The 25,937-nt window shown below is 75.5% G+C and carries 30 protein-coding genes and 1 tRNA gene; 16 read left to right on the top strand and 15 right to left on the bottom strand.

Annotated features, from left to right (window positions below):
* Positions 1-22: 22 nt before the first annotated feature.
* Positions 23-421: a Fur family transcriptional regulator gene (locus BM158_RS16765; RefSeq protein ID WP_091561964.1), complete on the bottom strand. Its 399-nt coding sequence runs from the start codon at positions 419-421 to the stop codon at positions 23-25.
* The gene (locus BM158_RS16770) at positions 421-762 is read right to left on the bottom strand and encodes an ArsR/SmtB family transcription factor (protein ID WP_091561968.1); all 342 of its coding nucleotides are present in this window, start codon (positions 760-762) and stop codon (positions 421-423) included. The genes BM158_RS16765 and BM158_RS16770 overlap by 1 nt, the downstream gene beginning before the upstream one ends.
* A gap of 52 nt (positions 763-814) precedes the next feature.
* Between BM158_RS16770 and BM158_RS16775 the strand changes: the two genes are divergently transcribed.
* The 8 genes from BM158_RS16775 (at position 815) to BM158_RS16810 (ending at position 7,943) form a co-directional block, all read left to right on the top strand.
* Positions 815-1,084, top strand: a complete 270-nt coding sequence (locus tag BM158_RS16775) for an antibiotic biosynthesis monooxygenase (RefSeq protein WP_229827826.1) — start codon at positions 815-817, stop codon at positions 1,082-1,084.
* A 65-nt stretch (positions 1,085-1,149) separates the two neighbouring features.
* Complete coding sequence (locus tag BM158_RS16780; protein ID WP_242657485.1) at positions 1,150-2,562, top strand: glycine--tRNA ligase; 1,413 nt, start codon at positions 1,150-1,152, stop codon at positions 2,560-2,562.
* A gap of 136 nt (positions 2,563-2,698) precedes the next feature.
* On the top strand, positions 2,699-3,850 hold the full coding sequence (dusB, locus tag BM158_RS16785; protein ID WP_091561975.1) for a tRNA dihydrouridine synthase DusB: 1,152 nt from the start codon (positions 2,699-2,701) through the stop codon (positions 3,848-3,850).
* On the top strand, positions 3,847-4,296 hold the full coding sequence (locus tag BM158_RS16790; protein WP_091561979.1) for an Rv0361 family membrane protein: 450 nt from the start codon (positions 3,847-3,849) through the stop codon (positions 4,294-4,296). The genes dusB and BM158_RS16790 overlap by 4 nt, the downstream gene beginning before the upstream one ends.
* Before the next feature lie 34 nt (positions 4,297-4,330).
* Entirely contained in the window at positions 4,331-4,951 is a 621-nt protein-coding gene (locus BM158_RS16795) for a YdcF family protein (RefSeq protein WP_091561982.1), read from the top strand.
* Positions 4,948-5,451 (top strand): hypothetical protein, encoded by a 504-nt coding sequence (locus tag BM158_RS16800; protein WP_091561987.1) that lies wholly within the window; start codon positions 4,948-4,950, stop codon positions 5,449-5,451. Before BM158_RS16795 ends, BM158_RS16800 begins: the two co-directional genes overlap by 4 nt.
* A 60-nt stretch (positions 5,452-5,511) precedes the next feature.
* Complete coding sequence (dnaG, locus tag BM158_RS16805; RefSeq protein ID WP_091561991.1) at positions 5,512-7,410, top strand: DNA primase; 1,899 nt, start codon at positions 5,512-5,514, stop codon at positions 7,408-7,410.
* On the top strand, positions 7,407-7,943 hold the full coding sequence (locus BM158_RS16810) for a hypothetical protein (RefSeq protein WP_091561995.1): 537 nt from the start codon (positions 7,407-7,409) through the stop codon (positions 7,941-7,943). The genes dnaG and BM158_RS16810 overlap by 4 nt, the downstream gene beginning before the upstream one ends.
* A gap of 4 nt (positions 7,944-7,947) precedes the next feature.
* Here BM158_RS16810 and BM158_RS16815 read toward each other — a convergent pair whose 3' ends face one another.
* On the bottom strand, positions 7,948-8,148 hold the full coding sequence (locus BM158_RS16815) for a hypothetical protein (RefSeq protein WP_091561998.1): 201 nt from the start codon (positions 8,146-8,148) through the stop codon (positions 7,948-7,950).
* Between the two features lie 116 nt (positions 8,149-8,264).
* Here BM158_RS16815 and BM158_RS16820 point away from each other — a divergent pair.
* Both BM158_RS16820 and BM158_RS16825 read left to right on the top strand, forming a co-directional pair.
* Positions 8,265-8,340 (top strand) — tRNA-Asn (locus BM158_RS16820).
* Positions 8,341-8,458: 118 nt separating this feature from the next.
* On the top strand, positions 8,459-8,938 hold the full coding sequence (locus BM158_RS16825) for an ATP-binding protein (RefSeq protein ID WP_091562002.1): 480 nt from the start codon (positions 8,459-8,461) through the stop codon (positions 8,936-8,938).
* A gap of 12 nt (positions 8,939-8,950) precedes the next feature.
* Here BM158_RS16825 and BM158_RS16830 read toward each other — a convergent pair whose 3' ends face one another.
* Positions 8,951-11,038, bottom strand: coding sequence for a SpoIIE family protein phosphatase (locus BM158_RS16830; protein WP_091563242.1), 2,088 nt, complete (start codon positions 11,036-11,038; stop codon positions 8,951-8,953).
* Between the two features lie 211 nt (positions 11,039-11,249).
* Here BM158_RS16830 and BM158_RS16835 point away from each other — a divergent pair, with 211 nt between their 5' ends.
* Both BM158_RS16835 and BM158_RS16840 read left to right on the top strand, forming a co-directional pair.
* Positions 11,250-12,041 (top strand): CPBP family intramembrane glutamic endopeptidase, encoded by a 792-nt coding sequence (locus tag BM158_RS16835; protein ID WP_091562006.1) that lies wholly within the window; start codon positions 11,250-11,252, stop codon positions 12,039-12,041.
* A 12-nt stretch (positions 12,042-12,053) separates the two neighbouring features.
* Positions 12,054-12,614 carry a dihydrofolate reductase family protein gene (locus tag BM158_RS16840; RefSeq protein ID WP_091562011.1) on the top strand — a complete coding sequence of 187 codons (561 nt, stop codon included), beginning with the start codon at positions 12,054-12,056 and terminating at the stop codon, positions 12,612-12,614.
* A gap of 6 nt (positions 12,615-12,620) precedes the next feature.
* On the opposite strand, the gene BM158_RS16845 is transcribed toward BM158_RS16840, so the two are convergent.
* From BM158_RS16845 to BM158_RS16865, 6 genes are all read right to left on the bottom strand, one after another.
* Positions 12,621-13,901: an ABC transporter permease gene (locus BM158_RS16845; RefSeq protein ID WP_091562015.1), complete on the bottom strand. Its 1,281-nt coding sequence runs from the start codon at positions 13,899-13,901 to the stop codon at positions 12,621-12,623.
* Positions 13,898-14,614: an ABC transporter ATP-binding protein gene (locus BM158_RS16850; RefSeq protein WP_091562018.1), complete on the bottom strand. Its 717-nt coding sequence runs from the start codon at positions 14,612-14,614 to the stop codon at positions 13,898-13,900. Before BM158_RS16850 ends, BM158_RS16845 begins: the two co-directional genes overlap by 4 nt.
* A complete protein-coding gene (locus BM158_RS16855; protein WP_091562022.1) occupies positions 14,611-16,149 on the bottom strand; it encodes an efflux RND transporter periplasmic adaptor subunit in 1,539 nt (512 codons plus the stop codon). Before BM158_RS16855 ends, BM158_RS16850 begins: the two co-directional genes overlap by 4 nt.
* A 2-nt stretch (positions 16,150-16,151) precedes the next feature.
* A complete protein-coding gene (locus BM158_RS22110) occupies positions 16,152-16,658 on the bottom strand; it encodes a hypothetical protein (protein WP_207506707.1) in 507 nt (168 codons plus the stop codon).
* A gap of 51 nt (positions 16,659-16,709) precedes the next feature.
* A complete protein-coding gene (locus BM158_RS22115) occupies positions 16,710-17,150 on the bottom strand; it encodes a hypothetical protein (RefSeq protein WP_207506709.1) in 441 nt (146 codons plus the stop codon).
* Between the two features lie 114 nt (positions 17,151-17,264).
* Positions 17,265-17,534 (bottom strand): hypothetical protein, encoded by a 270-nt coding sequence (locus BM158_RS16865; protein ID WP_091562026.1) that lies wholly within the window; start codon positions 17,532-17,534, stop codon positions 17,265-17,267.
* 150 nt (positions 17,535-17,684) lie between these two features.
* Between BM158_RS16865 and BM158_RS22740 the strand changes: the two genes are divergently transcribed.
* Entirely contained in the window at positions 17,685-18,776 is a 1,092-nt protein-coding gene (locus tag BM158_RS22740; protein ID WP_091562030.1) for an FUSC family protein, read from the top strand.
* 19 nt (positions 18,777-18,795) lie between these two features.
* Positions 18,796-19,251 (top strand): cupin domain-containing protein, encoded by a 456-nt coding sequence (locus BM158_RS16875; RefSeq protein WP_091562033.1) that lies wholly within the window; start codon positions 18,796-18,798, stop codon positions 19,249-19,251.
* A 4-nt stretch (positions 19,252-19,255) separates the two neighbouring features.
* On the opposite strand, the gene BM158_RS16880 is transcribed toward BM158_RS16875, so the two are convergent.
* Both BM158_RS16880 and BM158_RS16885 read right to left on the bottom strand, forming a co-directional pair.
* Positions 19,256-21,442: an MMPL family transporter gene (locus BM158_RS16880; protein ID WP_091562036.1), complete on the bottom strand. Its 2,187-nt coding sequence runs from the start codon at positions 21,440-21,442 to the stop codon at positions 19,256-19,258.
* 5 nt (positions 21,443-21,447) lie between these two features.
* A complete protein-coding gene (locus tag BM158_RS16885; protein ID WP_229827825.1) occupies positions 21,448-22,041 on the bottom strand; it encodes a TetR/AcrR family transcriptional regulator in 594 nt (197 codons plus the stop codon).
* 183 nt (positions 22,042-22,224) lie between these two features.
* On the opposite strand from BM158_RS16885, the gene BM158_RS16890 reads away from it, so the two are divergent.
* Positions 22,225-22,482, top strand: coding sequence for a hypothetical protein (locus BM158_RS16890; RefSeq protein WP_091562042.1), 258 nt, complete (start codon positions 22,225-22,227; stop codon positions 22,480-22,482).
* A gap of 9 nt (positions 22,483-22,491) precedes the next feature.
* Here the strand turns inward: BM158_RS16890 and BM158_RS16895 are convergent, their stop codons facing one another.
* Complete coding sequence (locus BM158_RS16895; protein WP_229827824.1) at positions 22,492-23,700, bottom strand: acyl-CoA dehydrogenase family protein; 1,209 nt, start codon at positions 23,698-23,700, stop codon at positions 22,492-22,494.
* Between the two features lie 28 nt (positions 23,701-23,728).
* Here BM158_RS16895 and BM158_RS16900 point away from each other — a divergent pair, with 28 nt between their 5' ends.
* Complete coding sequence (locus tag BM158_RS16900) at positions 23,729-24,838, top strand: glycerate kinase (protein ID WP_091563244.1); 1,110 nt, start codon at positions 23,729-23,731, stop codon at positions 24,836-24,838.
* Here BM158_RS16900 and BM158_RS16905 read toward each other — a convergent pair.
* Both BM158_RS16905 and BM158_RS16910 read right to left on the bottom strand, forming a co-directional pair.
* Entirely contained in the window at positions 24,831-25,436 is a 606-nt protein-coding gene (locus BM158_RS16905; protein WP_091562049.1) for a GyrI-like domain-containing protein, read from the bottom strand. The two genes, BM158_RS16900 and BM158_RS16905, sit on opposite strands and share 8 nt — an antisense overlap.
* Entirely contained in the window at positions 25,433-25,936 is a 504-nt protein-coding gene (locus tag BM158_RS16910) for a mycothiol transferase (protein WP_091562052.1), read from the bottom strand. The genes BM158_RS16905 and BM158_RS16910 overlap by 4 nt, the downstream gene beginning before the upstream one ends.
* Between the last annotated feature and the right edge of the window lies 1 nt (position 25,937).

The raw sequence follows: 25,937 nt of genomic DNA on the forward strand, positions 1-25,937 counted from the left end.
CGCACAGCCGGTGACCAAGGGCTCAGCCCGCCGGTGCGGCGGCGTCCCGGCAGGCCGCGCAGGTGCCGAAGATCTCCAGCGTGTGGCTGACGTCGGCGAAGCCGTGCTCGTCGGCGACCCGGTCGGCCCACCGCTCGACGGCCGGGCCCTCGACCTCCACGGTGCGCCCGCAGCTGCGGCAGACCAGGTGGTGGTGGTGCCGGGTGCTGCAGCGGCGGTACAGCGCCTCGCCGGTGTCGGTGCGGATGGAGTCCAGCTCGCCGTCGTCGGCCAGGGCCTGCACCGCGCGGTAGACCGTCGACAGGCCCACGGTGTCGCCCTCGGCGCGCAGCCGGGCGTGCACCTCCTGGGCGCTGTGGAAGCCCTCGAGCTGGTCGAAGACGGCAGCGACCGCGGTGCGCTGGCGGGTGGTGCGGACCATCAGCCGATCGTCGCAGCCGTGACGTCGCCGTGCCCGGCGTGCTCCAGCGCGTCGCGCACGATGTGGCCCACGTGCGAGTCGACGAGGCGGTAGTGCACCTCGCGGTGCCGGCGGTCGCCGGCCACCAGCCGAGCCCCGCGCAGCACCCGCAGGTGCTGGGAGACCAGGGGCTGGGGGACGCCGAGGGCCTCGACCAGCTCGTGCACGCAGAGGGTGCCGTGCTCGTCGAGCAGCGCCACGATGGACAGGCGCAGCGGCGCGGCCAGGGCGGACAGCAGCTCGCTGGCGGCGGCGACGTCCTCGGGGAGGCGCCGGGGGACCGGGAGCGGGGCGGCCGTCATGGCACCATCGTCCGCGCATGTGAGAACCATTGTCAACTGCGAAGGGGTGCCCGTGTTCGCGCTCACCAGGTTCCGCACCGAGGACCCCGCCGCGCTGCGCGCCGACGCCGCGCTCCTGCTGGCCGCGCTGCGGCGGCGTCCGGGGTTCGTGTCCGGGGAGTTCGGGACGGCGGCCGACGACCCGGGCCTGTGCGCCCTGCTGACCACCTGGGACGGAGTCGGCTCCTACCGCCGGGCGCTGTCCGCGGCCGAGGTGAAGATCGCCGGGGCGCCGGTCTGGCTGCACGCGGTGGACGAGCCCGGGGTGTACCTGCCGGAATGAGGTCGCGGGGGGCGTCTAGCGTTGCAGGGCAACCGCCGACCGCCAGCCGGATGGAGAACCTCCGCGTGAACGAGCGAAGCCCGCACAGCGCTTCTCAGCATGACCCCGCCCGCCTGGACAAGGTGGTCAACCTCTGCAAGCGACGGGGCTTCGTCTTCCCCGCCGGTGAGATCTACGGCGGCACGCGCTCCGCCTGGGACTACGGCCCGCTCGGCGTCGAGCTCAAGGAGAACATCAAGAAGCAGTGGTGGCGGACCGTGGTGCAGAGCCGCGAGGACGTCGTCGGCCTGGACTCCTCGGTCATCCTGCCCCGCCAGACCTGGGTCGCCTCCGGCCACGTCGGGGTGTTCACCGACCCGCTGACCGAGTGCCTCAACTGCCACAAGCGGTTCCGCGCCGACCACCTCGAGGAGGCCTTCGAGGCCAAGAAGGGCCGCCTCCCCGAGGGCCTGACCGAGATCACCTGCCCGAACTGCGGGGTGACCGGCTCCTGGACCGAGCCGCGCGACTTCAACATGATGCTGAAGACCTACCTCGGCCCGGTCGAGGACGAGTCGGGGCTGCACTACCTGCGCCCGGAGACCGCGCAGGGCATCTTCGTCAACTTCGCCAACGTCATGGGTGCCGCCCGCAAGAAGCCGCCGTTCGGCATCGGCCAGATCGGCAAGAGCTTCCGCAACGAGATCACCCCCGGCAACTTCATCTTCCGGACCCGCGAGTTCGAGCAGATGGAGATGGAGTTCTTCGTCAAGCCCGGCGAGGACGAGACCTGGCACCAGTACTGGATCGACGAGCGCACCCGCTGGTACACCGACCTGGGCATCGACCCGGAGAACCTGCGGCACTTCGAGCACCCGGCCGAGAAGCTGTCGCACTACTCCAAGCGCACCGTCGACATCGAGTACCGCTTCGGCTTCCAGGGCTCGGAGTGGGGCGAGCTCGAGGGCATCGCCAACCGCACCGACTTCGACCTGTCGACGCACACCGAGCACTCGGGCACCGACCTGTCCTACTTCGACCAGGCGACCAGCGAGCGCTGGACCCCCTACGTCATCGAGCCGGCAGCCGGGCTCACCCGCTCGCTGATGGCCTTCCTGGTCGAGGCCTACCGCGAGGACGAGGCCCCCAACGCCAAGGGCGGCACCGACACCCGCACCCTGCTGGCGCTGGACCCGCGGCTGGCGCCGGTCAAGGCCGCCGTCCTGCCGCTGTCGCGCAACGCCGACCTCTCGCCCAAGGCGCGTGACCTGGCCGCCGAGCTGCGGAAGAACTGGAACGTCGAGCTCGACGACGCCGGCGCCATCGGCCGCCGGTACCGCCGCCAGGACGAGATCGGGACGCCGTTCTGCCTCACCGTCGACTTCGACACCCTCGAGGACCAGGCCGTCACCGTCCGCTCCCGCGACACCATGACCCAGGAGCGCGTCGCCCTCGACCAGGTCGTCGGCTACCTCGCCCAGCGCCTCGTCGGTTGCTGAGCGGTGGGTTGACCCACCTCGGGGTCCCTCGGTCCACGGCACGCCCGGGACCGGGGGACCGCCGGGTGGGTCAACCCCCCGCGTGCCATCTGTCCGCCGCGATCGGCACGACCAGCGCCCCGCCTACCCTGGACCGGTGACCGCCGTCCTCGACACCGCACTGCCGCCGCTGCGGCTGGGCGCGCTGACCGTCGACCCGGCCGTCGTCCTCGCGCCGATGGCCGGCATCACCGGACCGGCCTTCCGCACGCTGTGCCGCGAGTTCGGCGCCGGGCTCTACGTCTGCGAGATGATCACCACCCGCGCGTTGGTGGAGCGCAACGAGAAGACCCTGCGGATGGTCCGGGCGACCACCGAGGAGCACGACGCCTTCTCCGTGCAGCTCTACGGCACCGACCCGGCCACCGTCGGGCGGGCGGTGGAGATGCTGGTCGACGAGTGCGTCGCCGGCACCCGGCCCGCGCACGTGGACCTCAACTTCGGCTGCCCGGTGCCCAAGGTGACCCGCAAGGGCGGCGGGTCCGCGCTGCCGTGGCGCCGCCGGCTGTTCGCCGACATCGTCACCGCCGCCGTCCGCGCCGCCCGCGACGTCCCGGTCACGGTGAAGACCCGCATCGGCATCGACCCCGAGCACCACACCTACCTCGACGCCGGCCGGATCGCGCAGGACGCCGGTGCCGCGGCGATCACGCTGCACGGCCGCACCGCCGACCAGCTCTACAGCGGGACGGCGGACTGGTCCTACATCTCCCGCCTGGTCGAGGCCGTGGACATCCCGGTGCTGGGCAACGGCGACGTCTGGGAGGCCGACGACGCACTGCGGATGGTCGCCGAGACCGGGTGCGCCGGCGTCGTCGTCGGCCGCGGCTGCCTGGGCCGGCCGTGGCTGTTCGGCGACCTGGCCGCCGCCTTCGCCGGCTCCGCGCAGCGGGCGCTGCCGACCTTCCGCGAGGTCGCGACGGTCATGCACCGGCACGCCACCCTGCTGGCCGCCGAGCACGGCGAGGCGCACGGCTGCGCGGACTTCCGCAAGCACGTCGCCTGGTACACCAAGGGCTTCTCGGTCGGCTCCGAGGTCCGCCGGGCACTGGCGATGGTCGGCTCGCTGGACGAGCTCGCCGGGCTGCTGGCCCGCATCGAGGACCAGCCGTACCCGACCGCCGTCCTCGGCGCCCCCCGCGGGCGGACGTCGTCCCCCCGGCCGGTCGCGCTGCCCGAGGGCTGGCTGGACGACCGCGACGACCCCCGGCCGCCGGCCGGGGCCGAGCTGGAGGTCAGCGGCGGGTGAGCGGCGCCCCGGAGTACCTCTACGACGACGACCCGCAGCCGCTGCACGCCGGCCCCGGCCGCTCCCGCAGAGGCCTGCTGGTCGCCCTGGGCGTCGGCACCGTCGCGGTCGCGGTCGGCGCGGTGGTCGCGCTGCCGCTGCTGCAGGGCACCGGCTCGGAGCAGGCGACGCAGGTGGCCGACGTCTTCAGCCGCGCGCTGGCCGCCGGCGACGCCGAGACCGCCTGGGGCCTGCTCTGCGAGGACGAGCAGGACCGGCTGGCGCCGGGCGACGTGGCGGGGGAGTACCTGCGGCCCGGGACGCCGACCGTCGGCGCGCCCGTGCGCGGCACCGGCGACGAGCGCACCGAGCAGGTCCCGGTCAGCTGGGACGACGGGGGCGCGGTCACCACGGTCGAGCTCACCGTGGTCCCCGAGGACGGCGCCAAGGTCTGCGGCCTGTCCTGACCGCGGCACGGCCGGGCGTGGTACCCATGTCGGCATGCTCGGAGGCTTCGTCGCACGCGCCGTCGGTGCCGCCGTGCTCGCCGTCGCCCTGGTGGTCGTGTCCACGGCCGCGGCGATCTGGTGGACCGCCCGGCAGGACTCCGAGCCCCGCTCCGACGCCATCGTCGTGCTGGGCTCGGCGCAGTACAACGGCGTGCCCAGCTCCATCTTCGAGGCCCGGCTGGAGCACGCGCTGCAGCTGTGGGAGGAGGGCGTCGCGCCGGTCGTGGTGACCGTCGGGGGCCGCCGCGACGGCGACGAGTTCACCGAGGCCGAGGCCGGCCGCGACTACCTGGAGCAGGCCGGCGTCCCGGCCGAGGACCTCGTCCCGGTGACCGACGGCGTGGACACCCTGGAGAGCATGCGGCTGGTCGCCGCCGAGTTCGACCAGCGCGGCTGGCGCACCGCGGTGCTGGTCACCGACCCCTGGCACGCCATGCGCGCCGAGCGGATGGCCGAGGACTCCGGCATCGACGCGGCCAGCTCGCCCACCCGGCAGGGCCCGGCCGTGCAGACCCGCAGCACCCAGTTCCGCTACATCCTCCGCGAGACCGCCGCCTACCTGCTCTACCGCGCCACCGGCGAGAGCGTCGCGGGCGCACCGGGCATCGGGTGACGGTCCACACGCTCTGCCGGGCCGGCCACCGCGGGATGGCGGCCGGGGTGCACGCCGTCGTCGCCGGCGGGGCGGGCGACAAGCACGCGACCGACGGCCTGCTGGTGGCCACCCTGCAGCCGCGCTGGTGGCGCGAGCGGGCGTTGGCCGTGGTCGACGGCGACGAGTGGGTCTACTCCAAGGAGACCGGCGACCTGGGCGCGCGGCTGCACGCCGACCCCGAGCACACCGCGCGGCTCCGGGCGGTCCGCACGTCGTTCTGGACCGGCCGGCACGAGGTCGACCTGGAGGGCACCGTGCTGGGGGTCAGGACCGGGCAGCGCACCCGGGTGTGGACGCTGGGCGACGAGGTGGTCGGCCGCAGCGGACGCGTCGGGTTCTGGAGCCCGGTGCCCACCCTGGAGCTGCGCGACGACGTCCCGCTGCGGCACGTGGTCTTCCTGCTCTGGCTCGAGCACGTGTTCACCCGGCGCAACCAGGCCGCGGCCGCCGCCGCGTGAGCAGCGCTGGGATGATGGGGCACGGATCGGGCAGCGGAGCGGTGCGGGGGGTGGGTCGGCATGGCGGGTGAGCGGCGAGGGCGGATCCGTGCCGCCGACATCGCCACCGTGCGCGAGCGCGCCAAGATCGACGAGGTCGTCGGCGAGCACCTGCAGCTCAAGCGCGCCGGCGGCGGGTCGCTCAAGGGCCTGTGCCCCTTCCACGACGAGAAGTCGCCGTCCTTCCACGTCACCCCGGCCCGCGCGCTGTTCTACTGCTTCGGCTGCGGCGCCGGCGGCGACGTCATCAAGTTCGTGCAGGACATCGACCACCTGAGCTTCGGCGAGGCCGTCGAGCTGCTGGCCGGCAAGGTCGGCATCCAGCTGCAGTACGAGGACGACGGCGGCCGGCCCACCGGCGCCCCCGACCGCGCCGCCGCGGGGCAGCGGGCCCGGCTGGTCGCGGCCAACACCGCCGCGGCGGAGTTCTACCGCGCGCAGCTGGCCACCCCCGACGCCGCCATCGCCCGCACCTTCCTCGCCCAGCGCGGCTTCACCCGCGAGATGGCCGCCGAGTTCGACTGCGGGTTCGCCCCGGCCGGCTGGGACACCCTCACCAAGCACCTGCGCCAGGCCGGGTTCAGCCAGCAGGAGCTGGAGACCGCGGGGTTGTCCAAGCAGTCCTCCCGCGGCACCTCCATCGACCGGTTCCACCGCCGGCTGCTGTGGCCGATCCGGGACATCACCGGCGACGTCATCGGCTTCGGCGCCCGCAAGCTCGCCGACGACGACCCGGGCCCGAAGTACCTGAACACCCCCGAGACCCCGCTGTACAAGAAGTCGACCGTGCTCTACGGCGTGGAGCGGGCCAAGCGCGACATCGCCCGCCAGCACCGTGCCGTCGTCGTCGAGGGCTACACCGACGTGATGGCGTGCCACATCGCGGGCGTGACCACCGCGGTCGCCTCCTGCGGCACCGCGTTCGGCGCCGAGCACATCAACGTGCTGCGCCGGCTGCTCATGGACCAGGACGAGTTCCGCGGCGAGGTCGTCTACTGCTTCGACGGCGACAAGGCCGGCCAGGCCGCGGCCATGAAGACCTTCGCCGAGGACCAGCGCTTCGTCGGCCAGACCTTCGTCGCCGTCGAGCCCGACGGCCGCGACCCCTGCGAGCTGCGCCAGGCGCACGGCGACGCCGCCGTCCGCGACCTGGTCGCCCGCCGGGTGCCGCTGATCGCCTTCGTGCTCAAGACGACGCTGGCCGACTACGACCTGGACACCGTCGAGGGGCGGGTGCACGCCCTGGACAAGGCCGCGCCGATGGTGGCCGGCATCAAGGACCACGCGCTGCGGCCGGCCTACGCCCGCCAGCTGGCCGGGATGCTGGGCAACACCGACGAGGCCGAGGTCCTCGAGCGGGTGCGCGCGCTGACCGGCGAGGGGACGGCGGCCGGCCGGCCGCGGTCCCGGCCCAGGGCGCCGGCCCGCACCGCCGACGACGCCGCGGCCGAGATCGAGCGCGAGGCGGTGAAGACCGCGCTGCAGTGCCCGGAGCTGGCCGGCCCCGCCTTCGACGCGATCGCGCCGGAGTCGTGGACGCACGCCGACTACGCCGCCGTCGCCGCGGCGGTGGCGGCCGCCGGCGGGGCCGCCGCGGCCACGGTGAGCGGTGCCGCCTGGGTGGACCAGGTGGGCCAGCACGCCGGTGCGGACGACGTCCGGCGGCTGCTGCCGGCGCTCGCGGTGGAGCCGCTGAAGTCCCCGGCCGACGAGCCCGACAGCGGCTACGTGCACGCGGTGCTGGCCCGGCTGCAGGAGATGGCCGCCGTGCGCCGGGTGGCCGCGCTCAAGGGCCGGCTGCAGCGGATGAACCCGGTGGAGTCCGCCGACGAGTACACGAAGGTGTTCGGTCAGCTGGTGGCGCTGGAGCAGGAGGCGCGGGCGCTGCGCGAGCGGGCGATCGGGGGGCTGTCGGCGTGAACCCGTTCCGGCGGCTGGTGCAGCGGTTCGGCCGGCCGCCGGCCGAGGTGGCCGCCGCGGCCGGGGACGAGGACGTGCTGGCCTGGGGCGCCCGGGCCGGCGGGGGCTGGCTGGTGGCCGGCTCGGCGGGGCTGCGCGCCGTCCCGGACGGGGAGCTGCTGCCCTGGCACCTGGTCGGGCACGCCCGCTGGACCGCGGCGGGCCAGGGGGGCAGCTTCGCCGTCACCCCGCTCGTGGAGGTCGAGCCCGGGGTGCAGACCCGCGGGCCGGTCACCCGGTACCTGCTCGACGACGCCGGGGAGCTGCCCGCGGTCGTGCGGCGGCGGGTGGACCAGACCGTGGTGGCCAGCACGCGGCACCCGTTGCCCGCCGGCGGCGGGGTGCTGCTGGTCGCCCGGCGGGTGCCCGGTCAGGCGGCCCGGGAGTGGAGCGTGGTGTTCGACGACGACGCCGACCGCGACGACCCCGCCGCCCGCGAGGTCGCCCGGGCGCGGCTGGCCGAGGCCGTGGACGGCGAGGACGCCAGCCGCTGACCCGTCAGCGGCCGCGCAGCTGGGTGCGGAGGGTGGCGAACGCGTGGTCGGCCTGCGCCTGCAGCGTGCCGGCGGCCGACTGCATGCGCGGGTCGTCCTTGGCGTGCTCGTAGGCCCGGCGGATCTGCTCGTAGCGCTCGCGGCCGGCGCGGGCACCCAGGACGTACCCGGCGCCGACGCCGGCGAGGAAGGACAACTTGGCCACGGGAGGACCTCCAGGGGGGTGGCGGGGGACGTCCGACGCTACCGGCCCGACACACCCGGGCCCCGCCCCCGGGGGGCCCGCCCGCGTGGGGTAATCTCGGCACCCGGACGACACGGTCCCCCGTAGCTCAATTGGCAGAGCATTCGACTGTTAATCGAACGGTTTCTGGTTCGAGTCCAGACGGGGGAGCCACCACGGAGGGCCCGGCGCGCACGCGCCGGGCCCTCCGTCGTCCCCGGGGCGGCCTGGCATCATCGACGGTCGAGGGGTCCACCGGGCGGCCCGCACATCCGGACCTCGGGAGCTCACCGTGACCAGCGAGGACCAGCACTCGGCCGCCGTGGCGTCGTGGACGCAGGACAGCCCGGTGCCGGTGCAGGCGGGGGAGCAGCGGCTGACGCTGACCCTGGAGTCGCTGGCCGGGTTGGTGCAGGTGCGCCGGCAGGTGCGCGCCTTCCTGGTGTCCGGGCTGGACGACGGCACCGGGGCCGCCGGGCAGGACGCGGTCGGCGACGCGGTGATGGTGATCGACGAGCTGACGTCGAACGCGCTGCGGCACGGCTCGCCGCCGTCCCGGCTGCTGATCCGGGACGAGCAGGCCGCGTGGACCGTGGTGGTCGTCGACGGTGCCCCCGGGCGGCTGCCGACCCCGGCGACGGGCCGGGTGGAGGGCGAGGGCGGCTACGGGCTCTACATGGTCTCCGACCTCACGGAGTCCCACGGGGTGCACTACGAGGCCGACCGCAAGCTGGTCTGGGCCCGGCTGGCCAAGCCGGCCGGGGGCAGCTGACCCGTCCCGCGGTCAGTCGTCGCGCCGTGACCGCGCGGGTGGCACGCCGGGCGGGACGACGTTGGGCCCGGCCTCGGGTGGCCGGGGCTGGTCCTGGCGGAACAGGCGCACGGCGACCAGCGCGACGTCGTCGTCGGGGTGGCCGTCGACCAGCCGGTCCACCAGTCCGTCGCACAGCTCGTCCAGGGTGCTGCCGTGCAGCTCGGCGACCGCCCGCTGCAGCCGCTCCAGCCCCTCGTCCAGGTGCTGGTCGCGGCGTTCGACGAGCCCGTCGCTGTAGAGCAGGACGGTGGAGTCCTCGTCCAGGGCGAGGACCTGCTGGGTGCGGGGCGTCGTGTCGTCGACGCCGAGCAGCAGCTCACCACGCCGGGAGGCGAGGACGGTCTGGGTGCCGTCGGGGTGGACGACCAGCGGCGCGGGGTGGCCGGCGTTGGCCCACAGCATGCGGGTCACCCCGCGCTCGAACTCCTCGGCGGTCTGCTCCAGCCGGGCGACGACGGCGGTGGCCATCGTGCGGGCGCGCAGCAGCCGCATCGAGGAGTCGAGGCCGCGCAGGACCTCCGCCGGACCCGCGTCGGAGTAGGTCGCGATGCCCCGCAGCAGTTCGCGCAGCTGGCCCATCGCCGCCGCCGCCTCGATGTCGTGCCCGACGACGTCGCCGATGACCAGCATCGTCGCCCCGCCGGGCTGCATGAACGCGTCGTACCAGTCCCCACCCACCCGCGCGGCCTCGCTGGCCGGCACGTAGCGGGCCACGATGTGCGCGTGGTCGGGCTCGGGCGGATCGGCGAGGAGGCTGCGCTGCAGACCCTCGGCGATCGCACCCTGCGCGGCGGCGAGGCGCGCGTTGTCCAGCGCGAGCCCGATGCGTGACGCCAGGTCGCGCGCGGTCTCCTCGACGTCGGGGTCCGGCAGGCGGCCGGCGCCGGAGAACAGGGTCAGCGCCCCGAGCACGCGGTCGCGACCGGGGACCGGCAGCACCAGGCCGTGCTCGGCGTCCAGCGTGCGCAGCAGGTCCCGGGTCGCCCCGTCCGGCAGCATCGCGGCCACCGCGGTGCCGCTGCTGTGCACCGGTGGGGAGCCGGCCAGCACCCGCGCCAGCGGGGAGGTCGACGGCAGCACGTCGAGCCGGGTCCCGCTGTAGGCGGCCAGGGCGGCCCGCTGCTGCGGGTGGGCGTGCCAGCTGCCGACGTCGCGCGGGCGCCCGTCGGCGTCCACCACGGTGAGCACCACGCCCTCGGCCAGGCCGGGCACCATCAGGCGGGGCAGGTCGGCGGCCACGGTGAGGGTGTCGGCGGCCTCGGCGAGGTGGGCGGTGACCTGCGCGGTCAGGGCGAGGCGGGCGGACGTGCGCTCCTGGGCCACGGCGGCGGCCTTGCGGGCGGTGATGTCGGAGAAGTAGACCGACAGCCCGTCCGGGGTGGGCCAGGCCAGCACCTCGTACCAGGCGTCCAGCGGCGCCGGGTAGTACGCCTCGAACGTCTGCGGCCGTCCGGTGTCCACGGCCGACCGGTACACGTCCTCGAACGCCGTCCCCACCGCGTCGGGGAACTCCGCCCACACCGACCGGCCGAGCAGCTGGTCCCGGGTGCGGCCGAGCAGCCGCTCGGCCGCGGCGTTCAGGAAGGAGAACGACCACCCGCGGTCCACGGAGAAGAACCCCGACGGCATGGCCTCGAGCACCCGGGCGGTGCTGGCCGCCCCGTCCCGCAGGTCGGTGGTGTCGAACGCCGCACCGATCAACCGGCCGGCGGCGCCGTCGGGGCCGGGGAGGGCCTGCCCGCGGGCCTGCACCCAGCGGACCTCCCCGCTGGGCAGCACCACGCGGTACTCGGCCTCGAACTCACCGCACGCCGCGATGGTGGCCTGCAGCGCCTGGCCGACCCGCTCCCGGTCATCGGCGTGCACCCGGTCGTTGAACGCCGCGATCGTCTCGCCGAAGTCCTCGCGGGTGTACCCGAACAGCCCCCGCAGCCGGTCGTCCCAGACGAGCCGACCGGTCCGCAGGTCCCAGTCGAAACTGCCCACCTGGGCGCTGTCGACGGCCAGGGAGATCCGCAGCAGCTCCCTGCGCTGCGCAGCGGCGTCGTCCGGCGTCATCGTGGTGGCCCTCTCGCAGGTCGCGTGCACCCGCAATGCGGCGCTGGATCGGTCGGATCCTCGCGCACTGCGCCAGCCGTGTCGATGACCCACCTCACGCCGCGCCGGTCCCGCGGCGTCCGTCGCGGCGGACGGTGTCGTGGAGGCCGTGCCCGGCCGACCGGCAGGGAGGTCACCGCCGCCGCACAGGTCCGGCGGTCAGCCTGCAGCCGTGACCAGGAGCCCCGCGACGGACGCAGCGGCACCGGCCGTGCCCCGGCGGTGGCTGGTCACCGAGGTGTGGCTGGTGTTCGCGCTGTCCCTGGGCGCGGCGGGGCTGCGGGCGGCGATCCAGTTCGTCGGCGCCCTGCTGGCGACCCGTCCGCTCCCGCACCAGGCCGCCGTCCTGAACTCCTCGCAGGCGCCAGGGCGCCCCTGGGTCGACCTGCTGCTCCAGCTGACCAGCCTGGCCACCGGGGTGGTGCCGGTGCTGCTGGCCGTGCACCTGCTCGTCCGGTCGGGGGAGGGCACCCGGCCGCTGGGCCTGCGCCCGGTGCGGGCCGGGTCCGACCTGGCCCGCGGGGTGGGGCTGGCCGCGCTCGTCGGCGGGACCGGGTTGGCCCTGTACCTCGCCGCCCGTGGTGTCGGCGCCGACCTGACGGTGGTCGCCGAGGCGCTGCCCGACGTGTGGTGGCGGATCCCGGTGCTGGTGCTGTCCGCCGCGCAGAACGCCGTCCTCGAGGAGGTGCTGGTCGCGGCCTACCTGCTGCACCGGCTGCGGCAGCTGGGCTGGTCGGAGGGCCGCGCGCTGGCCGTCAGCGCGGTGCTGCGCGGCAGCTACCACCTGTACCAGGGCCCGGGTGGCTTCGTCGGCAACGTGGTCATGGGCCTGCTGTTCGGACGGCTGTTCCAGCGGTGGGGCCGGGTCGGCCCGCTCGTCGTGGCGCACACGCTCATCGACGTGGTCGCCTTCGTCGGCTACGCGGCCCTCGCCGGACGGGTGTCGTGGCTGCCATCGACCTGAGAGGGTCGACCCGTGCGCCGGCTCCGCTACGCCATCAACACCACCCTCGACGGCTGCTGCCACCACGAGGCCGGGCTGCCGCCGGACGACGAGTCGATGGCCTTCTGGACCGGCCGGGTCGCCGGCGCCGGCGCGCTGCTCTACGGCCGGGTGACCTACTCGATGATGGAGTCCGCCTGGCGCCGGCCGGCCGACGGGGACTGGCCGGCCTGGATGGGGGAGCGGGAGACCCGGTTCGCCGAGGCGATCGACGCAGCACCCAAGGTGGTCCTCTCCCGCACCCTCGCCGCGGCCGACTGGCACGCCGAGCTGGTCCGTGACGACCCGGTGGAGACCGTCCGGCGGCTCAAGGAGCAGCCGGGCGACGACCTGCTCCTGGGCGGGGTGCGCCTGCCGGTCGCGCTGGTGGACGCCGGCCTCGTGGACGAGCTGGAGCTGCTGGTGCACCCGCTCGTCGCCGGGCACGGGCCCACCCTGCTCGCCGGGCTGCAGCGGAGGGTCCCCCTGGAGCTGGTCGACCGGCAGGGGTTCGGCTCGGGCGTGGTCGCGCAGCGGTTCCGCGTCGGGCCCTGACCCCGCTCACGTCCCCCCGCGCAGCGTCTCCACGGGTTCGACCCGGGCGGCGCGGCGGGCCGGCAGCCCACCGGCGACCAGGCCCAGCACCGCGCCCAGCAGGGTGCCGCCGAGCGCGGTCCACGGGTCGACGACCGGGCTCCAGCCACGGGCCACCGAGATGCCGACGACGGCGAGCACCCCGACCGCGGCGCCGATCAGCCCGCCCAGCAGGCCGATCACCACGGACTCGGCCACGAACTGACCGGCGATCTGCCGCCGGGTCGCCCCGACCGCACGCCGCAGCCCGATCTCGCCGATCCGCTCGACCACCGACAGCATCGTCACGTTGGCGATCCCGACCCCACCGGCCAGCAGCACCACCACCGACAGGATGACGAACACGCCGTTCACGTCGGCCTGCACCGCCCGGCCCAGCTGCGAGCGGGCCGACGGCGCGTTCACCTCGATCGTCCCCGGGTCGTCAGGTGCCAGCGCCAGGGGTGCCTGCTCGGCCAGCTGCGGGCCGGCGCCCACCGCGATGCGGGCCTGCACGTCCCCGGGCGCACGCAGCCCGAAGTCGGCCCGCGCGGTGCCGGTCGGCAGGACGACGGCGTCCAGCAGCTCGGCCCGGACGTCGGTGGAGTCCACGATCCCCAGCACGGCGTAGGCGATGCCGTCGACGAACACCGAGGGCTGGCTGTCCACCCGGTCCACGCCCAGCCGCTCGGCGGCCCGCTCCCCGAGGACCACCACCCGGTCGGCGCGGGCGTCGTGGCCGCTGTCGAAGAACCGGCCGGTGGACAGGTGCCCGCCGACGGTGTCCAGGAGACCGGCCGACGCGGCGTACAGCGCCGGCGGGGCGACCGGGGCCTGGGAGGGGTCGTTGACCGCGACGGCGGTGACCGTGGCCTCGGGCAGGGACAGCTCGGCCAGCAGCGCCGCCGCGTCCACCCCGGCCAGCCGCTGCACGCGGTCGACGGCGTCCCAGGGCAGGGTGCCGGTGGCCACCGTGTCCCCGCCGCCGGTGCTGGCGGTCGCCGGGGTGACCACCAGCGCGGTGGCGGCCGCGGCGTCGAACTGCCGGGCGATCTGGGCGGCGGCGGTCTGCGCGAACCCGACGGTGGCGATCAGTGCCGCGACGCCGAGCACGGTGCCGACGACCGTGGTCACCAGCCGCCCGGGCCGGGACCCGATGTCGGCGGTGGCCTCCCCGAGCAGGTCGGTCAGCCGGAACCGGTCGGCGGCCGGCACCGGGTCGACGGCGGCGGGGGTGCGGGTTCCCGGGCGCCGGAGCGGGAGCCTCACACCTCCTCCGCGCGGCCGTCGGCCAGCCGGACGCAGCGCTGCGCCCGGCGGGCGACCCCGGCGTCGTGGGTGATCACCACGAGGGTGAGCCCGTCGCCGTGCAGGTCCTCGAAGAGCTCCATGATCCCGCCGGTGGTGGTCTGGTCGAGGTTGCCGGTGGGCTCGTCGGCGAGGAGCACCCGGGGCCGGGTCGCCACGGCCCGGGCGACGGCGACCCGCTGCCGCTCGCCGCCGGACAGCCGGCCGGGCAGGAAGTCGACCCGGTGCCCGAGACCGACCCGCTCCAGCGCCTCCCGGGCCCTCGGCTCGCGCTCGGCGCGCGGGGTGCCGGCGTACAGCATCGGCATCATCACGTTGTCCAGCACGGAGCGCCGGGACATCAGGTGGAAGGCCTGGAACACGAACCCCAGCTGCCGTGCCCGCAGGGCGGCGCGCTCGTCCTCGCTGAGCGTGCCGGTGAGGACCCCGCCCAGCCGGTACTCGCCGACCGTGGGCCGGTCCAGCAGCCCGAGGACGTTGAGCATCGTCGACTTCCCCGACCCGCTGGGCCCCACGACCGACAGGTAGTCCCCGGCCGCGACGGTCAGGTTGACCCCCTTGAGCGCCTGCACCTCGGGGGGCCCGGGGAAGGAGCGGGTGACGTCGCGCAGCTCGATCGCCGGCTCCGTGCCGGGGTCGGCCGGCCGGGCGCCGGCCGGTGCCGCGGCGGTCACCGGCCGACCACCACCAGGTCGCCCTCGTCCAGCTCGCCGCCGGTCGGGGTGACCTCGACCGCGCCGTCGGCGGCCAGCCCGGTGTCCACGGTGACCAGCCGGGTCCCCGCCCGGTCGCCGTCGCGCGGGTCGCCGTCGACGACCTCCACCCGGGACTCCCCGCCCGGCCCGGCCGAGAGCGCGGCGAGCGGCACCGACAGCACGTCGCCCTCGGTGGCCCCGACGGGGATCTGCACCCGCACGTTGGCCCCCTGCAGCGCGGTGATCTGCTCGGGGGTCAACGGGGCGGGTTCCAGCTCGACGGTCCAGCGGTCCTCGGCGTCGGTCCCCGCCGTGACCGCGGTGATGGTGGCGGCCTGCTCCCCGCCGCCGGGCAGGTCGAAGGTGGCGGTCTGGCCGGGGGTGAGCAGCCGGGCGTCGGCCGCGGCGACGGTGCCGGACAACCCCAGCGTGGCCCCGGAGACGGTCATCGCGGCGCCCTCCAGGACGGCGCCGCGGCGCAGCTCGGTGGCGTCGACCCGGCGGGGGAGCTGGGTCAGGTAGAGGACCTCGCCGGCGGGCAGGGCGGGCAGCGCGTCCTGGCGGGCCTGGGCGAGGGCGTCCTGCGCCTGGCCGACCTGCTGCTGGGCGCCGGCGACGGCGGCCCGCTCCTCGGTGGCGCTGCGGGGAGCGCCCAGCTGCTGGCGCTGCAGCTGGGCGAGGGCCAGCGCGTCGCGCAGGTCGCCGATGGTGGCGGTGTCGCCGGGGTCGGTGGCCAGGGCGGCGTCCAGGGCCCGCTGGGCGCTGGCCACCGCGTTGTCCGCCGTCCGCACCTCGACCGGCCCGGGACCGGCCTGGGCGGCGGTGAGCGCGGCCTGGGCCGCGGTCAGTCCCTGCTGGGCGGAGGTGACGGCCTCCTCGGCGGCGGCCACCGCCTCGGCCGCACCCTCGTCGCCGGCGGGTGCCGGGTAGCCGGCCTGGGCGTAGAGCGAGCCGATCGCGGCGGCCGCGGTGCCGTCGAAGAGGTTGCTGGCCGGGTCGCCCGCGTCCAGGCCGACCGCCCGCATCGCCTCCTTGAACTGCACGACGTCGGGCCCGGAGACCCCGACCCGCAGGGTGCGGTAGGCCGGGAGCTCGCCCGGCAGCACGATGACCGGGCGACCGGCGAGCTCCAGCGCCACCGACAGCGGACCGAGCTCGGTGCCCACCTCGGGCACCTGCCCGGTCACCACGGCCGGGCCGGACAGGGTCGAGGTGTCGACGGTGACCTCGACCGGGTCGGCGTAGGCCACCTCGCCCCGGATGGTCACGTCGTTGCTCAGCTGTCCGAGCACGACCGGCGCGGTGACCAGGCCCGGCTCGGGGGTCCCGGCCCCGGCGTCGTCGGGGACGAGCACGAACCGGCCGAGCACGAGCCCGGCCACCAGGGCCAGCGCGGCGACCAGTGCGGTCACCCCGAGCGTGCGGTTCCGTCGGGCCAGGGTGGTCCACGCGGCGAGCCGTCCGCGTCGTCCCTCGTCGGTGGGGTCGCTGGGCTCGAGGTCGTCCCGGTCCACGCTCAGTCCTGCTCGGCCGCGGCGCGCAGCGCCTCGAGCTCGGTCCGGTGGTCGTCCACGAACTGCTGCTCGAGCTCGTTCTGGATGTCGGTCTGCCGGTCGCGGTAGTCGGTCTCGACCCGGCAGTCCAGGTCGGCCAGGGCCAGCTCGACCTCGCGCTCGCCGAGGGCGTCCATCGCGGCCTGGTCGGGCTCGACGTACTCCTCGCCCTCTCCGCCGGCCTCGTAGAGCTCGTTCTGCGCGTCGTAGATGGAGTTCTGCGCGTCGTACTGCTGGGCGAAGCCGGAGTGGCCGGCCGCGTCCATGCAGGCGGCCCACTCACCGTCGAGCGCGCTCATCTCCGGGGACTCCGCGCTGTTCGTCCAGAACTCGTCCATCGCCTCGAACAGCGGCGCGAACTCCTCGGACTGCGCGAGGTCCTCGGCCTCGTACACCTCGTGCTGGGCGACGCCGTAGCAGCCGCTGTCCTGCCAGTCGTACTCGTAGGTGCCGTCCTCCATGGCGGCCATCTGCTCCTCGGTCGGGGCCGGGCCGCTCAGCGCCTCGTAGAAGGCGGTCTGCTAGGACTCCGAGAGGCTCTCGACGTAGTCGCCGTTGGGGTCGACGTACTCCTCGCCGCCGTCCTCGGGGACGTCGTCGCGGCCGGGCCAGTCGACCGCGCCGTAGCCCCACTGGGCGACCCACTCGCGGTCCTCGGGCTCCCACTCCTCGCCCCCGCTCGTGTACGTGCCGGTCGCGGTGTTCGGGACGTACTCGAAGCCCTGCTCCTGCATGCAGCCGGCGACCAGTTCCTCGACCCGCCGGTTCTGGTCCTCGGACCGTCGCTGCTGCTCCTCCTCGGAGAGGTCACCGCCGTAGACGGCGTCCAGGTACACGCCCAGCGGAGACGTGGTCTCCTCGGCGGCCGCCTCGCCACCGCCCCCGGACGAGGAGCAACCGGCCAGGATCAGGGCTGCGACGGCCCCCGCGAGGGCGGTGCCGGGCAGACGACGAACGCGCATGGGGACTCCTCCGGGTTGCGGTGTGCCCGGACAGTAGGACAATCACAGCCTTCTACGAGTCATCCCCGGGTCGGATTCCCAGGTCGTCCTGCGTGCTGAGCCGCCGGCGCCCGGTCAGGGGAGCCAGAGCACGTGCGCGACGCGGCCCTCCCGCTTCTCCACCTGCCGGGTCACCATGCCGGCCTCGTGCAGCTCGGACACCGCGCGGTGCAGGTCCTGCTCGCGTTCCCGCCAGCGGGCGAGGTCGGCCTCCGACGACGTCGCGGGGCGCGGGTTGCACCGGGCGACCAGCTCGCCGACCGTCGTGGGTCGGCCGAGGTCGAACAGGGTGCGCAGGAGGCCCTGCGCGGACGGGCTGGCGAACGGGCGCGGTACGGAGGTCACGCCGATCCACAGTGGTACCGAGCAGGGCCGGATCGGAACCGTCTGCGACGGCCTGCAACCGTATCGTCACCGGGTCGTGTCGCAACCGAGGCCGGCTGCGGCTTGACTTCCCGGGTCGTCCGGGGCAGCCGGGGCCCGCAGGATGGCGGGGTGGACGACGAGCGACGGCGACCCGGGTGGCGCGGCAGCGTCGCGCGCACCTGGGCCCGGCACCCGCGCTGGGGCATGGCGCTCAAGGCGGCGGTGGCGGCGTCCCTGGCCTGGGCGGTGGCGCAGCTGGTGCCGGGCTCGGCCGGGGACTACCCGTACTACGCACCGCTGGGCGCCGTCGTGGCCACCTCCACCACCCTGGCCGGCTCGGCCCGGGAAGGCCTGCAGACCGTCGCCGCCATCGCCGCGGGGGCCGCCGTCGCCCTCGGGGTGGACGCGCTGAGCTACCCGAACGTGCTCACCATCGCGCTGGTCGTGGCCGCGGGCATGGCGGTCGGCGGCTGGCGGGTGCTGGGCGCGGCGGGCAGCTGGGCGCCCACCGCGGCGCTGTTCGTGCTCGTCATCGGCAACGCCGACCCGCTGGGCTACGTCGCCGGGTACGCCGGGCTGACCCTGCTGGGGGCGCTCATCGGCCTGCTGGTCACCGCGGCCTTCCCGCCGCTGCCGCTGGCCCCGGCGCAGGCCGAGCTGGAACGGCTGCGCAGGACCCTGGCCGGGCAGCTGGACGACCTGGTGGACGGCCTGCGGCAGGACGCCCCGCCCGACGAGGCCGGGTGGCGTGCCCGGATGCGCGCCATCGACCCGGTGCTGGGCGACATGCGGGAAGCGGTCGGGCAGGCCGAGTCGGCCCGCCGCGGCAACCGCCGGGCCCGCCGCTACGCCCCGGCCGTCGACCGGCAGTACCGGGAGGCCCGGGCCCTGGAGAGCGTCGCGTTCCTCGTGCAGGACACCGCCGAGCTGCTGCGCGAGCACGAGACCGCCGCCGCCGGGTGGGCCGACGTCGCGCTCGGCCCGCGGCTGCGCCCGCCGACGACGACCGCGATCGCCGCCGTCGCCGACCTGCTGCGGACCCGGGACGACCCGGACGCCGCGCGCACCGCCGCCGACGCCGTGGAGGACCTGGCCGGCTCCGTCCGCGCCGAGCAGGGCCGCACCGGCCACGACCTGTTCGTCGCCGGCAGCCTGGTGACCACGCTGCGCCGGTCGCTCACCGCGCTCACCGGCCGGGACGCGCCCGCCGCCGAGAGCTGACCCCGCTACGGTCGGCGGTGTGCCCGAGGACCCCCAGCCGCTCGTCGTGCGTGCCGGCGAGGGCGAGGAGGTCGACGCCGCCGGCGTCCGGCACCTGTTCGCCCTCACCGCGGGCCAGACCGGCGGGCGGCTCGGGCTGGAGGAGTTCACCCTGCCGCCGGGCGTGGTGGGTGCCCGGCCGCACGTGCACGCCGACCACGACGAGGTCTTCGTCGTCCTCGCCGGCGAGCTCACGCTGAGCACCGCCGGGGACGACGTCGTGCTCACCCCCGGCGACACCGCGGCTGCACTGCGCGGGACGGTGCACGGCTACCGCAACGACGGCGCGCAGCCGGCCCGGGCGCTGTGCGTCTACACCCCGGCCGGCTACGAGCAGTACTTCCGCGACGTGCACGCCGCCGTCGCCGCCGGCGCGGAGCCCACCCCCGAGCTGCTGGGGGAGCTCCGCGCCCGCTACGGCACGACGTCGAGCTGAGCGGTCAGCGGGAGGAGCCGACCAGCTCGCGCCCGTCGTCGGACCGCGGACGCTGCAGCGCCGCGCCCTCGACGTCGAGCTCGGGCAGCCAGGACAGCCAGCGCGGCAGCCACCAGGCCCACTCGCCGAGCAGCGCCAGGGCGGCGGGCACCAGCACCATGCGGACGACGAAGGCGTCGAACAGCACCCCGACGGCGAGGGCGAACCCGATCGACTTGATGGTCGCGTCGCCCGCCGGCACGAACCCGGCGAAGACGCTGAACATGATCAGCGCGGCGGCGAAGACCACCGGCGCGGCGGACCGGAACCCGCTGCGGATCGCCGCGACCGGCGGCTGCCCGTGGGCGTGCGCCTCGTGCATCCGGCTGACCAGGAAGACCTGGTAGTCCATCGCCAGGCCGAACAGGATCCCGATGACCAGGATCGGCGTCAGGCTGATCAGCGGGCCGGTGCCCTCCAGGTTGACCAGGTCGCCCAGCCAGCCCCACTGGAACACCGCGACGGTGGCGCCCAGCGAGGCGCCGATGGTGAGCAGGAAGCCCAGCACGCCGACCAGCGGCACCAGCAGCGAGCGGAAGACCAGCACCAGCAGCACGAGCGCCAGGCCGACGACGAGGGCCAGGTAGACCGGCAGCGCGCCGTTGAGCGAGGCGGCGACGTCGACGCTGACCGCGGTCTGGCCGGTGACCGAGGCGCGCACGCCGCCGTCGAGGTCGGCGAGCTGGGCACGCAGGTCCTCGACCAGCTGCTCGGTGGCCGCGCTGGTCGGGCCGGACCCGGGGACGACGGTGAGCAGCGCGGCGTCGCCGTCGGCGTTCGGCACCGGCGGGGTGACGGTCACGACGTCGTCCAGGCCCTGGATGCCGGGCGTGGCGGTCGCCGCCGCGGTGGCGGCGTCCGGGCCCTCGAACAGCACGGTGATCGGCCCGTTGATGCCGGCGCCGAAGCCGTCGGCGAGCAGCTGCTGGGCCTGCTCCTGGGTGCTGCCGGCCGGCGGGGCCTGGATGAGCGTGGTGCGCATGGAGGCGACCGGGACCGCGACGACGCCCAGGGCGACGACGGCGGCGAGCAGCGCGACCACCCGGTTCCTCGTGACCCCGGCGGCCCAGCGGGCGAACAGGCCGGTGGTGGGCGCGGCGTCGTCGAGGTCGGCGGCCGGTGGCAGGTCGCGCTGCTTCCTCGGCAGCACCCGTCGGCCCAGGAGGGACAGGACGGCGGGGACCAGCGTCAGCGCGACGAGGACCGCCACGACGATGGTGGCGCCGGCGGCGACGCCCATCTGGGTCAGGAACGGGATGCCGGCGACGAACAGGCCGACCAGCGCGATGACGACGGTGAGGCCGGCGGTGACCACCGCGGAGCCCGCCGTCCCCACCGCGGTGGCGATGGCGGACGGGACGTCGGTGCCGCGGCGCAGCTCCTGCCGGTAGCGGTTGATGATGAACAGCGCGTAGTCGATGCCGACCGCCAGGCCCAGCATCGCGGCCAGGATCGAGGTGGTGGAGGACAGCTCCAGGAACCCGGTGGCGATGGTGATGCCGAGGACGCCGATGCCCACGCCGACGGCGGCGGTGAGCAGGTTCATCCCGGCGACGACCAGGGAGCCGTAGGTCAGCGCGAGGACCAGGACGGCGACGACCACACCGGCGATCTCCCCGACGCCGCCGACCTCGGGGGCGCTCTCCAGCGCCTGGCCGGCGACCTCGACGGTCAGCCCCGAGCCGCGGGCGTCGGCGACCGCGTCGCGCAGCGCGTCCTGCTCGGCGGGGGTGACCTCGCCGGGGGCGGCGTCGTAGGTGACGGTGCTGTAGCCGGTGGTGAGGTCGGGGTTGACCGTGGGCGAGGCCGGGTCCAGCGGGTTGCTCGCCGAGGCCACGCCGGGCAGCGTCCCGAGCTCGGTGACCAGCTGCTGCAGCGCGGCGGCCTGGGCCGGGTCGGTCAGGGTCGTGCCGTCCGGGGCCCGGACGACGACCTGCGCGCTGGCCCCGGAGTCGGTGGCGCCGAACTCCTCGGAGATGCGGTCCAGGGCGACCGTGGACTCCTGGCCCGGGATGGAGAACGACGTCGTCGTCTCCCCGGCCAGGGTGGCCGCGCCGGCGCCGCCGGCGACCAGGACGGCCAGCCAGACCAGGACGACGGTCCAGCGGCGGCGGTGCGCGAGGGCGCCGAGCCGGGCGAGCAGTGCAGCCATGGGGGTCAGGCCTCCATCTCGGGGGAGCGGGTGGGGTCGGTGGTGCGGCCGTGGCCGAGCGCGTCGAGGCAGGTGGCGACCACCAGCGGCCGCCAGGTGGTGACCGCGTCGAGCTCGGTGGCCGACAGGGACAGGACGGCGAGGGCGCCGAGGGCGCCGAGCACGCGGACGGTGCGGGTGGGGTCGGCCGGCATCTCGCCGGGCACCAGCCCGAAGGCACGGACGGCGGCGTCCCCGGCGCTGAGCGCGCACTCGGGCGCCGGCTCCTCGCCGGTGGGGGACAGCAGCAGCGCGACCAGCCCGGGGTGGGCGAGGGCGATGTCGACGAGCACCTCGACGGTGGCCCGGTCGCGCTCGAGGCCCTCGGGCAGGCGGGCGCCGGCGGCGAGGACCTGGTCGGCCAACCGGTCGGCCTGGGCGGTGACCGCGGTGTGCAGCGCGTCCTTGCTCGGGAAGTGGTGCAGCAGGCCGGCCTTGGACAGGCCCACGGCGTCGGCGACCTGCTGCACCGACGTGCCGGCGAACCCGTGCCGGGCGAACAGGGCGGCGGCGCGGTCGAGGATCTCCTCGTCGGCGTGCTGGCGCATCAGTCGGGTCACCCGGACGACGGTAGCGCGTGACCGACCAGATCGGTCGGTTGACCGACCGATGTGGTCGGTGACGTCGACCACGTGACGATCCAGTGGCTCTGCGTGCAGCCCGATGCCGTGTCGTGGCGGCCGCGGAGCCGGGGCGGTTGCGATCCGATGGCAGCCCCGTGTGATCGGGGGCACACTGGAGCCGTGGACAGCTACGCCGTCGGGTACGCCCGGCCCGACCGCTGGTCGCGGTCGAAGCCGGAAGACACCGTCTCCTCCTCCTGGCACGCCGTCGAGGCGCACCGCCCGCCCGCCGAGCTCGACGGGGAGGTGGAGCTGGCCGCCTGCGGGGCGATCGTGCAGGTGTGGGGCGCCCACCGCTGGGAGCGGGTCGGGGCCCGGGAGAGCGCCTGCGCCGAGTGCAAGCAGATCACCGTGCGCCAGCTCTCCCGCGCCAGCTGACCCCCGGGGTCAGTCCTTCCGCGGCCGGCGGCCGGTGATCGCCGAGAGCCCGGTGACCTCGCGGCCGACGATCAGCGCCTGCACGTGGTCGGTGCCCTCGAAGGTGTAGATGGCCTCGATGTCGGCGTGGTGGCGGGCGATGTGGTGCTCGAGCAGGATGCCGTCGCCCCCGAACAGGTCACGGGCGTCGGCGATGATCGTGCGCGCCTTCTTGCAGCAGTTCATCTTCGCCAGCGACGCCATCGCGGCGGTCATCCGGCCCTGGTCGGCCAGGGTCGACAGCCGCCAGCACATCAGCTGCATGGTGGTGATCTCGGCCAGCATCCGGGCGAGCTTCTCCTGCACCAGCTGGTAGCCGGCGATCGGCGAGCCGAACTGCTCGCGCTGCAGGGTGTGCGCCAGCGCCAGCTCGTAGGCCGACTGCGCCACGCCGAGGGCCCGCCAGGCCACGGTGTACCGGGTGCGGTCGAGCACCTGGGAGACGTCCTTGAAGTTCCGGCAGTTCGCGAGCTTGTTCTCGCTGCCCACCCGGCTGTTGTCCAGCGTGATCTCGGCCTGCCACACCGCGCGCAGCGCCGTCTTGCCGGTCATGACGGTCGCGGTGAAGCCCGGCGTCCCCTTCTCCACGACGTACCCGCCGACGTCCCCCTCCTCGTCGCGGGCCCAGATGATCACCAGGTCGGCGATGGAGCCGTTGCCGATCCACTTCTTCGCGCCGTTGAGCACGAACCCGTCACCGTCCCGGGTGGCCGTCGTCCCCAGGGCGACGGCGTCGGAGCCGTGGTCGGGCTCGGTCAGGCCGAACGCGCCGATCTTCTCCATCCGCGCCATCTCCGGCAGCCAGCGCTCCTTCTGCTCCTCGCTGCCCAGCAGGTCGATCGACTGCATGGCCAGGAAGGAGTGCACGCCGTGGAAGGTGCCCATCGAGCCGTCGGCCCGGGCCCACTCGGCGGCGACCAGCCCGGCGGCGACCGCGCTCATCCCGGCCGAGCCGTGGCCCTTCACGGTGCCCCCGGCGATGCCCAGGTCGGCCAGCTTCGGGACCAGGTGGGCGGGGAACTCGGCCCGCTCCCAGTAGTCGTTGATGACCGGGGTGACCTCGCGGGCGCAGAACGCCCGCACCCGGTCGCGGATCTCCAGGTCGCCGGGGTCGATGAGGTCGTCGACGGCGTAGAAGTCGGTGGCCGGGGCGAGGGCGTCGGGGGCGTCGGTGCTCACGTCGTCGGACGGTAGGCCGGTGTCGGGCATGCTGCGCGGCGTGCGGATCGTCATCGCCCCGGACAAGTTCAAGGGCACCCTGGACGCCGACGCCGTGGCCGACGCGGTGGCCGACGGGGTGCGGCGGGTGCAGCCGGGCGCCGAGCTGCTGCTGCGGCCGGTCGCCGACGGCGGCGACGGCACCGTCGCGGCGGCGCTGCGGGCCGGCTGGACCGCCCGACCGGTGCGGGTGAGCGGGCCGGACGGCGCCCCCCGCGACGCCGTCCTCGCCCTGGACGGCGGCACGGCGCTGGTCGAGCTGGCCACCGCGGCCGGCCTGCACCTGGCCCCGCCGGCGCCGCTGACCGCGACCACCCGCGGCGTCGGTGAGCTGCTGCGGGCCGCGCTGGACGCGGGCGCCCGCCGGCTCGTGGTCGGCATCGGCGGCAGCGCCACCACCGACGGCGGCACCGGCATGCTCGCTGCGCTGGGCGTCCGGTTCGTGGGTGCCGACGGCGCCGAGCTGCCCCCGGGCGGCGCCGCGCTGGCCGGCCTGGACCGGGTCGACGTGAGCGGGCTGGACCCGCGGCTGGCCGGCGTCGAGGTGGTCGTGGCCACCGACGTGGACAACCCGCTCACCGGACCGCGCGGTGCGGCGGCGGTGTTCGGCCCGCAGAAGGGCGCCGGGCCCGACGACGTGGCGCTGCTGGACGCGGCGCTGGCCCGGTTCGCCGCCGTCGTCCGCCGGGACCTCGGCGTGGAGGTGGACGCGGTGCCCGGCGCCGGGGGAGCGGGCGGCACCGCGGCCGGAGCGCTGGCGGTGCTGGGCGCCCGGATCACCTCGGGTGCGGACCTGGTCTGCGACCTCGTCGGCCTGGACGCAGCCCTCGTCGGCGCCGACCTGTGCCTCACCGGCGAGGGCGCGCTGGACGTGCAGACCCTGTCCGGCAAGGCGCCCGCCGTGGTCGCGCGCCGGGCCGCGGCCGCCGGGGTGCGCTGCGTCGGGCTGGCGGGCGTCGTCCGGCTCGGTCCCGGCGAGCTCGCCGCTGCCGGGTTCGCCGCCGCGCACGGGCTGGTGGACGTCGAGCCCGACGTCGCCGTCTGCCTCGCCGAACCCGCGCGCCTGCTGACGGAGCTGACGGCCCGGGCGCTCAGCTGATCGGCTGGCGGAGGACCGTGCGCTGCTTCTCGGGCGCGGTGCGCCGCGGGTCGGTCAGGTAGACCTCGTGGTGCCTGCCGGTCGGGGCCAACCCGGCGCCGGGCAGCACCTCGGTGTGCAGCCGGCGCAGCACCGGGCCCTCGTCGTCGAACGCGCCGACGTGGAGGGTCTGCATGCAGCGGCCCTCGGTCAGCGTCTCCAGCCGGAGGTCGGCCAGCCGCGGCGGCGCCTTGGGCCGGGTGCGCTCGACGGCGGCGTCCACCTCGGCGGCGCCCAGCCACTCCGGGACGGCGAGCAGCAGCGTCCACTCCCAGACCGCCTTGTCCCGGCGGCGGGTGAAGGCGTCCAGGTCCTGCGCCCACCACAGGCCCTCCAGCGGCGGGACGACGTAGTCGCGGCCGGCGTCCTTCGAGGCGAACTTGAGCGCGTAGGCCACCGGGTACAGCGACTCCACCGCGGGCGCGAACGCCGCGCCGTTCGGGTCGCCCTGCCCGTCGACGGCGAGGTACTGCCGCGGGCCCAGGTCGACCAGCCGCCACTCACCGCGGTGCGCCCGGTAGGCGTCGTCGTCCTTGAGGTCGACCTTCGGTGCGGTCACGCCCCCAGCAGACCACGGGCGTAGGCCGCCTGCCCCGCGTGCTGCAGGTCGTCGGTGACCACGCTGACCAGCCGGACGCCGAGTGTGACCGGCGGGTCCCAGTTCGTGTCCACGACGCGGTCGAGGTCGGCGTCGGAGAGCGTGGCCAGGTACTCCTTCGTCCGGGCGTGCACGGCGTGGTGGTAGCCGGTGAGCAGCTCGGCGTCGGCGCGCACCTTCGCGACGTCCTCGGGGTCCATGCCGTAGCCGTGCTCGGCGTCGTCGAAGGGCAGGTCGAAGCGGCGTGCCCAGCCGTCCGCCGTCCAGACCTGCTCGGAGCCGGCGACGTCGGCGACGTGGTCGTCCTGGATCCGGGTGAGGTGCCAGACCAGCCAGGCGATCGTGTTCGCGCCCGGCCCGGGCGCCTGGGCCAGCTGGTCGGGGGTCAGGCCGTCGACGGCGGCGTCGACCACGCCGGCGATGTTGTCGAAGGCGGCGGCGAGCAGTTCGTCGGTGCGCATG

It is taken from the genome of Klenkia taihuensis (genome assembly GCF_900112525.1).
In the GTDB taxonomy this organism is placed as follows: Bacteria; Actinomycetota; Actinomycetes; order Mycobacteriales; family Geodermatophilaceae; genus Klenkia; species Klenkia taihuensis.